The following is a 9,745-nucleotide window of genomic DNA, read 5'->3' as shown; positions in this document are numbered from 1 at the left end:
AAGCTGGTGGGCCGGGCCGACCGGCGCCTCGCGCGCAAGGTGGCCGCCGCGGCCGCCCTCCCGGTCGGCGCGGAACGGGACGTGCTGCTGCACTCCGCCCGCAAGCAGGCGAAGCGGCTGCGGTACGCGGCCGAGATCGTCACGCCACTGTACGGCGGCCAGGCCGCCGCGCTGGCCGGCCAGGCGGAGCAGGCCCAGGAGCTGCTCGGCCTGCACCAGGACGCGACGGTCGCGCAGGGTCTGCTGCGTGACTGGGGGATCACCGCGCAGGCGGAGGGCCACCCGACGGCGTTCACCCTCGGGGTGCTGCTGGGGCTGGAGGAGTGCCGGGCGCGGATGGCCGAGCGTGACTTCTTCGCCGTCTGGCCGGACATCTCCGCGCGCCGGTACCGTCGCTGGCTGTCCTGACGGCGCCTGTCACGGGATCTGCCGAGGGTCCTGGCTGTGCGCCCTGCTGTGGACTCGGCTGTGGCCGGAGGAAGAGCCTCCGACGGATCACCCGTCTGGGGGCCACGTCCGGGCCACGGTTCGCCTGGGCCGTGGGCCCCGCCGGGCTCGCTGGTAAATCGCCTGCCAGCTCGATGGATTGCGCGACGGCACCCCTGGGCGCACCCGGGTGCGCGCCGGCGGCGTTCTTCTGTTACCAGGGTATGAAGTGGACTTCCTTGCTCGGAGGACTCCCGCGAAGCTCTCCATCCGTGTAGCGTCGTCCTTGGCCGGAGTTCGCCAGTTCGCGTCTCAACCGAGAAGCGGCGGAACAGCGCCAGGATCTCTAGTGGCTTCCTGGCGTTCGGTCCGGGGCCCGCGTGGTGCGGGTCCTGACTGCACCAGCAGGGAGAACGGCACGTGGCTCAGGGCACGGTGAAGTGGTTCAACTCGGAGAAGGGCTTCGGCTTCATCTCCGTGGACGGCGGCGGCTCCGACGTCTTCGTTCACTACAGCGCGATTGATATGGACGGCTACAAGGCACTAGAGGAGGGCCAGCGGGTCGAGTTCCAGGTGACCCAGGGTCAGAAGGGTCCGCAGGCCGACGCCGTCCGCGTCGTCTGAGCCACGAGAGACTTCATGGTCAGCCCGCCCAACGGGTGCTCCCGCTGGGCGGGCTGATCTTTTATAGCGATCTTCGGCGGCCTGGCCGGGCGGACCTGTCCCGGGTGGGTGCCGGCTCGATTGTGTGGGCCGGTCTCGTCGATGCCCGGTCCGTTGCATCCGGTGGATGCTTCCGACGAAGGCGGCATCTCGCCTATCGGCGAGGAAATCTGCTCGACGCCTTCAACGCCGGCCGTCCGGTCAACGTTGTCGCGAGAGCTGCCATTCCTTGCTCTCAGCGCGATACCTGTGACGGGCCGCAGCCGAGACGGCGACGTAGTTGACGCAATCAATTGACTGTTCTTGACCCCGGGTTGTGGGTCTTCGTCGCCGTCTCAGCTTAAGGCTCGATAAGAATTCGCGCGGGCAGGTCAGCTGGGCGCAGTCGGCGCCGCGCCGACGAGCAACTCGGCGATCTGCAGGGTGTTCAACGCGGCCCCCTTGCGAAGGTTGTCCCCGCAGAGGAACAGCGCCACCTCGTGCAAGTCATCCGGGGACTGACGGATCCGTCCCACCCAGGTGGGATCGGTGCCGACCACGTCAGACGGGGTGGGGAACTCGCCCGCGGCCGGGTCGTCCACCACTGCCACGCCGGGCGCCTCACGCAGCACCGCCCGCGCCTGCTCGGCCGTCACCGGCTGGACGAACCGGGCGTGCACCGCGACCGCGTGCGTGGTGATCACTGGCACGCGCACGCACGTCGCCGAGACCCGCAGGTCGGGCAGGCCGAGGATCTTGCGTGACTCGTTGCGGACCTTGAGTTCCTCCGATGACCAGCCGCCGTCCTTCAGCGAACCCGCCCACGGCACGACGTTCAGCGCCAGCGGCGCCGGGAACGGCCCGAGCCCGTCCTCGCCGACGGCCTTGCGCACGTCACCCGCGGTCTGTCCGAACTCGCGGCTGCCGCCGACGGTCGCGAGCTGGTCGTAGAGGGTGTCGATGCCGGCCTGGCCGGCGCCGCTGGCGGCCTGGTAAGACGCCGCGAACATCGACTCCAGCCCGAACGCCCGGTGTAGTGCCCCCAGCGCGACGATCATCGACAGGGTGGTGCAGTTCGGGTTGGCGATGATGCCTCGCGGCCGGTCGGCGATCCGCTCGGCGTTGACCTCGGGGACGACCAGCGGCACGTCGGCGTCCATCCGGAAGGCACCGGAGTTGTCGACCGCGACCGCGCCGCGGGCCGCCGCGATCGGCGCCCACTCTGCGGAGACCTCGTCGGGAACATCGAAAACGGCGACGTCCACCCCGTCGAAGACCTCCGGCGCTAGCTCCCGCACGACCACGTCCGCCCCCCGGACGCGGACCGTGCGCCCGGCCGAGCGGGCGGAGGCGACCGGGCGGATCTCGCCCCAGATGTCCGGGCGCCCGGCGAGCAGCGACAGCATCACCGTGCCGACGGCGCCCGTCGCGCCGACCACGGCCAGCGTCGGTCGCCGCGCGGCCTCGTTGCCGGTCATGTTGCGTTCCTCCGGTTCCGGGCCGGCGCTCATCGGCCGGTACCCGCGTAGACGACGGCGCCACCGTTGGGGTCGCCGAGTTCGAAGGCGGTGTGCAGGGCGCGCACCGCGGTGGGCAGGTCGGTGTCACGCACCACGACGGAGACGCGGATCTCCGACGTGGAGATGATCTCAACGTTGATGCCGGCGTCGGCGAGAGCGCCGAAGAACCGCGCGGACACCCCCGGGTGCGACTTCATCCCGGCACCGATCAGCGACAGCTTGCCGATGTGGTCGTCGTAGAGGGTGCGCTCGAAGCCGATCTCCTCCTGCACCTTCGCCAGCGCCGTCAGCGCGGTGCGGCCGTCGGCCTTGGGCAGGGTGAAGGAGATGTCGGTGCGTCCCGAGCCGGCCACCGAGCCGACCTGGACGATCATGTCGAGGTTGACGTCCGCGTCGGCGACCGCGCGGAACACCGCGGCCGCCACCCCCGGCTTGTCCGGGCAGCCGACGACCGTCACCTTCGCCTCGCTCAGGTCGTGCGCGACCCCGCGGATGATGGCCTGTTCCACGAGCTGTGCCTCCGGAATCTCGATGACCCACGTGCCTGGCTTCGAGGAGAACGACGAGCGGACGTGCACGGGGACGCTGTAACGGCGGGCGTACTCGACGCACCGCAACATGAGGATCTTGGCGCCGCAGGCGGCCATCTCCAACATCTCCTCGTAGGAGATCCGGTCGATGCGGCGTGCGTCGGGGACGATGCGCGGATCGGCGCTGAACACCCCGTCCACGTCGGTGTAGATCTCGCAGGCATCGGCGTGCAGCGCCGCGGCGAGGGCGACCGCGGTGGTGTCGGAGCCGCCCCGGCCCAGCGTGGTGATGTCCTTGGTGTCCTGGCTGACGCCCTGGAAGCCGGCGACGATCGCGATCGCCCCCTCGTCGAGCGCAGCCCGGATCCGGCCCGGGGTGACGTCGATGATCCGGGCCCTCCCGTGTGCCGAGTCGGTGATCACGCCGGCCTGCGAGCCGGTGAAGGACCTGGCCTCGGCCCCCAGCGTGGCGATCGCCATCGCCAGCAGGGCCATCGAGATTCGCTCACCGGCGGTGAGCAGCATGTCGAGCTCCCGGGCCGGGGGCAGCGGCGAGACCCGCTCGGCGAGGTCGAGCAGCTCGTCGGTGGTGTCGCCCATCGCGCTCACCACGACCACGACGTCGTTGCCGGCACGCCGGGACTCGACGACACGCTCCGCGACCCGTTTGATGCGGTCCGCGTCGGCAACGGAGGATCCACCGAACTTCGCGACCAGGAGCGCCATGGCAGTCAGGTTACCGAGCACCGGCACCCGTCCGCGCCGCGTCGCGGTGAATCTGACAGAGGCCGGTCAACGGGCACCCGGGGCGCCTTCTCGCAGGCCGCCGTGGGGACCATGCCTGCTCGGGCCCCTTTGTCATCCGGCCGACGCGGTGCTGGGCGGATCGCCCGGGGTGTGCCAGGGTGACGACACGACCGCAAACCCCATACCCAATGTCTCCGGGACATGGTCTGATCAGGTGGTCCAAGTACCGGACGACAGGGGCGGCCGGTCACCCGAGGATCACATCGGTCATCGAGGATCACAACGGAAGGACGAACCGTAATGGCAGTCAGCCTCGCCAAGGGTGGCAACGTCAGCCTCACGAAGCAGGCGGCGGAAGCCGGCACCGCCCAGCTCACCGCGCTCAACGTCGGGCTCGGCTGGGACGCTCGCACCACCACCGGGACGGACTTCGACCTCGACGCGTCGGCCATCGGCGTGAAGGCGGACGGCAAGGTCCTCGCCGACAGCTACTTCATCTTCTATAACAACCTCGCCTCGCCCGACGGTGCGATCACTCTCACCGGTGACAACACGACCGGCCAGGGCGAGGGCGACGACGAGTCGCTCATCATCAACCTGCCGTCGGTGCCGGCCGAGATCGACAAGATCGTCGTTCCGGTCTCCATCTACGACGCGGCGAACCGCAGCCAGAACTTCGGCCAGGTGCGCAACGCCTACATCCGCGTCGTCGACCAGGCGGGCAACGAGCTGGTCCGCTACGACCTGTCCGAGGACTACTCCACCGAGACCGTGGTGATCTTCGGCGAGGTCTACCGCAACGGTGCCGAGTGGAAGTTCCGCGCGGTCGGCCAGGGCCACAACGACCTCGGCGGCCTGGCGCGCGACCACGGCGTCAGCGTCTGATCGAGAGCCCGGCGCCGCATGCGAGCCTGGCAGGTCGCCTCGCCCGGCCCGGTGGGTACCAGGCCGCTGCGCGCGGCCGACCTGCCGGTGCCCGAGCCGGGCTCGGGCGAGGTCCGGCTGCGGGTCGACGCGTGCGGCGTGTGCCGGACCGATCTGCACCTCGCCGAGGGTGATCTCCGGCCACGCCGGGCGCTGACCGTGCCGGGGCACGAGGTCGTCGGCCGGGTCGATGCGATCGGTCCGGGCCCGGCGGCCGAGCGGCGGGGGATCAGCCTCGGTGACCGGCTGGGCGTCGCATGGCTGGCCTCGACGGACGGTACGTGCGTCTACTGCGCGCGTGGCGCGGAGAACCTGTGCCCGGCGTCGACGTACACCGGCTGGGATGTCGACGGCGGTTATGCCGAGTACGTCCTCGTCCGGGTCGACTACGCCTACCGGCTGCCCGCCGGCTACAGCGACGCCGAGCTCGCTCCGCTGCTGTGCGCCGGCATCGTCGGGTACCGGGCGTTGCGCCGGGCAGAACTGCCGCCCGGCGGGCGGCTGGGCCTCTATGGCTTCGGCGCGTCGGCGCACCTGGCCGCCCAGGTCGCCCTCGCCCAGGGCGCGCGGGTCCACGTGATGACCCGGTCGCCGGCGGCCCGCGCGCTGGCACTCGAACTCGGGGCGGCATCAGTGACGGGGGCGTACGACCCGCCGCCGGAACCGTTGGACGCCGCAGTCCTGTTCGCCCCCGTGGGCGAGCTGGTGCCGGTGGCGCTCGCCGCGCTCGATCGCGGCGGGACGCTGTCGGTCGCGGGCATCCACCTCACCGACATCCCCCGACTGGCCTATGCCGAGCACCTGTTCCAGGAACGGGACCTGCGCAGCACCACCGCGAACACGCGGGCCGACGGTGAGGAGTTCCTGGCCGTCGCGGCCGAGCACCGGTTGTCCGTCACCGTCACGCCGTACCCGCTCGACGCCGCCGACCAGGCACTCGCGGACCTCTCGGCCGACCGAGTCAACGGCGCCGCCGTCCTGCTCCTCTGAACGCGGCATCGACCGCGGCGACCGGCGGGCCCCGTGGCGGGTTGCCCCGGGGCAGATCGGACAGGGCCCGCGCGGAGCGGCCAGCGGCGGTGCTGGCCGGCCGCTTGCTAGGGACGTACGGGCGCCGCGTCGTGCAGAGCGACCATCCAGCTCCACGGCAGGTCCCTCTATCGGGGCAAATTGGACAGCGGCTCGGGTGGAGCGGTCGGCGGCGGCGCTGGCGGGTTCCTCTACCCGGACGGACCGGACGCCGTGGCATTCAGAGCGACCAGCTGGGGCAGGGCGCCTTGGTGGCCAGCACCTGCGGCGAGGATGCCGTCAAGGCGCCATGATCAACGGGGAGAGCCTACGCTGACGCGCCGCTTCTGGTGCTGACGGCGAGCCTACGCAGGAAAAACACGCCGGCGGCGATCAGGGTCGCGGCGGTCGCGATCTCGCGGGGCAGGCGGTCGCGGGTCTCGTTCTGGATCCGCTCGTGGAACCGGTCGAAGCGGCTCGGCCACGGGCTCGAGCCGACGAAGTAACGGCCCACCTTGTCGGTGTCGGGCAGGCAGGCACCGGTCATGCCGGCCAGCACCGCGAGGCGGCGGTCGGCCGGTGCCGAGGCGGCGAGCAGCGCGATCGCGGCGAGGCCGGCCACCCCGTCGCGACGGGCGATTGGCAGCCACTCGGACTCGGTGTTCGGGCCGGTGCCCCAGTGCGGCATCGCGTCCATGACGAGGTGGGAGACGAAGCCCGCGGCCAGTGCGGCCGTGGGACTGCGGACCGCCATGCCCACGAACGCGCCCGCAGGGACGTGCGAGCTAATGATCATGGTGTGGACCTCCTAGGGTGCGCTGTGTCGTAGCCGAGGATCACCGCGTCGGCGGTGGGAACGTCATCGATCGCGGGTGGCCGGTCGCGACCGCCGCCGGCGCTGTTGGTGGACCGGCCCCGCCGCGCGACCGCTCCACTGGCTCCTACCCTGCCGGTCGGCCTCCGTCGGCCGGGGCGCGGGGGGAGTGTCGCCGTCCGCCGGGCCCGGACGAGCGCCTCCGAAGGGCCATGCACGTGCAGAAACCCGGTCGGACGGGATCGAGGACGCCTGACCATTCGCGCGCGCACATGCGTGAGCGAGTGCGGATGATGGGCATTCGGCCGCACGGCGTAGCATTTGAGTGCTTAGCGCAGCGATCCGTTGCACACTGCTGCAGAGATGGTCGACCTCGACCAGGGGTGGTTTCGGAGAGTGAGTCTTCTTGCAGAGGGTGATCGGGCCTGGAAGGGGGCACCGAGTGAGTTCCGGGCGGAAGGTGAACCCCACGGGCGTCGAGCACAGCCGACCAGCGGCAGTCCGGTGGCATCGCCGATCGCGGCCCACGACCTTCGGCCTGTGCTGCTAGCGGCCGAGATGGACCGTCGGAGCCGCCCCATCCGTGCCTGTCGACTGCTCGCCGCCCGAGACTGCGGACCCGAGGTTCCGCCGGGCCTCGTCGTGTCCGTCGCGTGGCGGCTGGACGGCGCCGGAAAGATCATCGGTGGGCTGCTGCCCCATGGTCATCCCCACGGTGGTCCCCGCGGCAAGCGGATCCTGCACGGCGAAGGCGTCTGGGCCGCCGAGATGTACCCCTGCGATCGAAAGATCACCGAGGAGCTCGACCTGGTCGAGCCCGGCCCCGCTGCCCGTCCGGCCCGGATCGTCGTGCACGGGCCGGAACACGACATCGTCGGCTACGTCGATCAGCCGCGGCTGCCCGCCGACCGGTTCGCCCGCGCCACGACCGGGCTGCGCCGCGACGCCCGCCAGATCCGGATCCGAGCCGCCGAGCGGATCTGGTGGTTACGAGCGACGAAGGTGTTCGGTGTGCGGGTGATCCGCGAGGACGGTGTCGGGGTCTACCAGACGCGCGGCCTGCACGCCGTGTTCAGCGAGGACGCGGATCACCTGGACGTCAGTGTGGTCCTGCTGACCCTCGCGTCCATCCCCAGCTCGGCCTACGCCCCGATCCTCGGTTTCTGAGGGCGCGGCCGTCGCGCGCGGCGGTCAGGCACCGACGACCCGGCGACCCTCGAAGGCGCGGCCGAGGGTCACCTCGTCGGCCCATTCCAGGTCGCCACCCATCGGCAGTCCGCTGGCCAGGCGGGTGACCCGCAGCCCCATCGGCCCGATCTGGCGGGCGAGATAGGAGGCGGTCACCTCGCCTTCGGTGTTCGGGTCGGTGGCGAGGATCAGCTCGGTCACCGTGCCGTCGGCGAGCCGGGCGACCAGTTCGCGGATGTGCAGGTCGTCGGGCCCGACGCCGCCGATCGGATTGATCGCCCCGCCGAGCACGTGGTAGCGGCCGCGGAACTCCCGGGTCCGCTCGATCGCGACGACGTCCTTGGGTTCCTCGACCACGCAGATCAGCGCCTGGTCACGGCGGGGATCGGCGCAGATCCGGCACAGCTCGGCCTGCGCGACGTTGAAGCAGTTCCGGCAGAACCGGACCTTTTCCTTCACCTCGGTCAGCGCGGTCGCCAGCCGGCGGACGTCCGCCGGGTCGGCGGCGAGCAGGTGGAACGCGATCCGCTGCGCGCTCTTGGGCCCGATGCCGGGCAGCCGTCCGAGCTCGTCAATCAGATCCTGGACGATGCCCTCGTACACCGGTGCTCCCTTGCCTCAGGGCTGCGCTGCCTCAGGGCCTGCGCGCCCAAGGATCTGTGTGTCTCGAAGTGGCATTGCGTTAGCGCGGTGCTGGGCCACCGGGCGCCGGGCGTGAACCACCGCCGCCGAAGAGCCCACCGAGATCGCCAAGCGCGCCGAGATCACCCAGGCCGCCGATCGCGCCGGCCGGTCCCACGGGGCCGGGGCCGCCGGGGCCACCGCCGCCCGGCGCGCCCGGGAAGCCGCCACCGGTGATCGAACCCATCCGCTCCTCGGCAAGCCGGTGCGCGTTGGTGGTCGCGTCCCGCACCGCGGCGAGGATCAGGTCGGCGAGCGTCTCGGTGTCCTCGGGGTCGACGGCCTCCCGGCTGATTGTCAGGTCGACGAGCTCACCGCCGCCGTTGACCGTGGCCCGCACGAGTCCGCCGCCGGCCGTGCCGTCCACCCGGGCGCCGGCCAGCTCCTCCTGGGCCGCCATGAGAGCGGCCTGCATCTTCTGCGCCTGCTGAAGGATCTGCCCGAGAGGAGCGCCCCCGGCGGGGGCACCACCACCGGCAGGGATCTGCGGGTTCGACATGTCGATGAGCCTACGTTCCCATCACGTGGTCGGGATCTGTTCGATGACCGTCGCGCCCAGACCGGTGCGAAGCAGGGACATCGCCGCCTCCTCGCCGCCGCGGGCACCGCCCGCCTGCTGCGGCGCGTCGTCGTCGTCGAGGGACGGCTCGTCGCCCGACGACGCGTGGCCCTGGCCGGCGCCCCGTTGTTGCTGGGCTCGCTGTCCCGCGACCTCCCAGCCGGCGCCATGGCCATTCGCCGCGCGCGGACCGGTCTGCTGAGCGTGGCCTGGCCCGTCGCGGTCGGCCTCGTTCCAGGCGCCGACGTCGGATCCCTGGCCCGGCCCGGCCGCTCGGCCATCCGGGCGGCCAGCGCCGTCCCCCTGGCCGTATCCAGCCACCTGCCCAGGAATGTCCGGCCGTCCGGGCGCCACAGGTGCTCGCATCGCCGTTTCGGCCGTGACCGTCGTGCCACCTCGGGTGCCCTCGTGGACGAGGCCGGCCGGCTGCCCGCTTGCGGGGCGAGCGTCGCCACCCGCAGGCGCGTACGAACCGTTGACGTGCTCGCCGCCGCTGTCCGAGGCGCCCGAGCAGGTCCCGGCCTGCGCGGGCCGGGGAGGTTCGGGATCCCGGCCGAAGCCGGGGTTGCCACCGGCCGCCATCGGCGCGGAGCCTGGATACCCACCGGCCGCCACCTGGGCAGACGCACCGGGCCCGGCGGCTCCCGTCGCCGCGCCGCCCGAGCCTGGCGGCGTCATGCCCGCCGCGCCCGGCCCGGGGCCGAAA

General features: G+C 71.8%; 10 protein-coding genes and 1 pseudogene. 5 read left to right on the top strand and 6 right to left on the bottom strand.

The window, feature by feature from the left end:
• Both MXD58_RS12485 and MXD58_RS12480 read left to right on the top strand, forming a co-directional pair.
• Nucleotides 1–408, top strand: a 408-nt coding sequence (locus tag MXD58_RS12485) for a CHAD domain-containing protein (protein WP_250609333.1), incomplete at its 5' end; no start/stop codon positions are given.
• 438 nt (nucleotides 409–846) lie between these two features.
• A complete protein-coding gene (locus MXD58_RS12480; RefSeq protein WP_018500469.1) occupies nucleotides 847–1,050 on the top strand; it encodes a cold-shock protein in 204 nt (67 codons plus the stop codon).
• Nucleotides 1,051–1,460: 410 nt separating this feature from the next.
• On the opposite strand, the gene MXD58_RS12475 is transcribed toward MXD58_RS12480, so the two are convergent.
• Nucleotides 1,461–2,546: an aspartate-semialdehyde dehydrogenase gene (locus MXD58_RS12475; protein ID WP_248837631.1), complete on the bottom strand. Its 1,086-nt coding sequence runs from the start codon at nucleotides 2,544–2,546 to the stop codon at nucleotides 1,461–1,463.
• 29 nt (nucleotides 2,547–2,575) lie between these two features.
• A complete protein-coding gene (locus MXD58_RS12470; RefSeq protein WP_248837571.1) occupies nucleotides 2,576–3,844 on the bottom strand; it encodes an aspartate kinase in 1,269 nt (422 codons plus the stop codon).
• Between the two features lie 321 nt (nucleotides 3,845–4,165).
• Here MXD58_RS12470 and MXD58_RS12465 point away from each other — a divergent pair, with 321 nt between their 5' ends.
• Entirely contained in the window at nucleotides 4,166–4,750 is a 585-nt protein-coding gene (locus MXD58_RS12465; protein ID WP_248837572.1) for a TerD family protein, read from the top strand.
• Between the two features lie 18 nt (nucleotides 4,751–4,768).
• Nucleotides 4,769–5,779, top strand: coding sequence for a zinc-dependent alcohol dehydrogenase family protein (locus MXD58_RS12460; protein WP_248837573.1), 1,011 nt, complete (start codon nucleotides 4,769–4,771; stop codon nucleotides 5,777–5,779).
• A gap of 346 nt (nucleotides 5,780–6,125) precedes the next feature.
• On the opposite strand, the gene MXD58_RS12455 is transcribed toward MXD58_RS12460, so the two are convergent.
• The gene (locus MXD58_RS12455; RefSeq protein ID WP_248837574.1) at nucleotides 6,126–6,593 is read right to left on the bottom strand and encodes a hypothetical protein; all 468 of its coding nucleotides are present in this window, start codon (nucleotides 6,591–6,593) and stop codon (nucleotides 6,126–6,128) included.
• A 576-nt stretch (nucleotides 6,594–7,169) separates the two neighbouring features.
• On the opposite strand from MXD58_RS12455, the gene MXD58_RS12450 reads away from it, so the two are divergent.
• On the top strand, nucleotides 7,170–7,778 hold the full coding sequence (locus tag MXD58_RS12450) for a hypothetical protein (protein ID WP_248837632.1): 609 nt from the start codon (nucleotides 7,170–7,172) through the stop codon (nucleotides 7,776–7,778).
• 24 nt (nucleotides 7,779–7,802) lie between these two features.
• Here the strand turns inward: MXD58_RS12450 and recR are convergent, their stop codons facing one another.
• The 3 genes and pseudogenes from recR to MXD58_RS12435 all read right to left on the bottom strand — a co-directional run.
• Nucleotides 7,803–8,402 carry a recombination mediator RecR gene (recR, locus tag MXD58_RS12445; RefSeq protein WP_248837575.1) on the bottom strand — a complete coding sequence of 200 codons (600 nt, stop codon included), beginning with the start codon at nucleotides 8,400–8,402 and terminating at the stop codon, nucleotides 7,803–7,805.
• A gap of 79 nt (nucleotides 8,403–8,481) precedes the next feature.
• A complete protein-coding gene (locus tag MXD58_RS12440) occupies nucleotides 8,482–8,979 on the bottom strand; it encodes a YbaB/EbfC family nucleoid-associated protein (protein ID WP_248837576.1) in 498 nt (165 codons plus the stop codon).
• Nucleotides 8,980–9,000: 21 nt separating this feature from the next.
• Nucleotides 9,001–9,745, bottom strand: a pseudogene (locus MXD58_RS12435) (hypothetical protein); the annotation flags it as partial.

The organism is Frankia sp. AgKG'84/4 (assembly GCF_023242965.2).
GTDB lineage: Bacteria > Actinomycetota > Actinomycetes > Frankiales > Frankiaceae > Frankia.
Note: the sequence above shows the minus strand (reverse complement) of the source record. Positions and strands in the feature narration are given on the sequence as shown.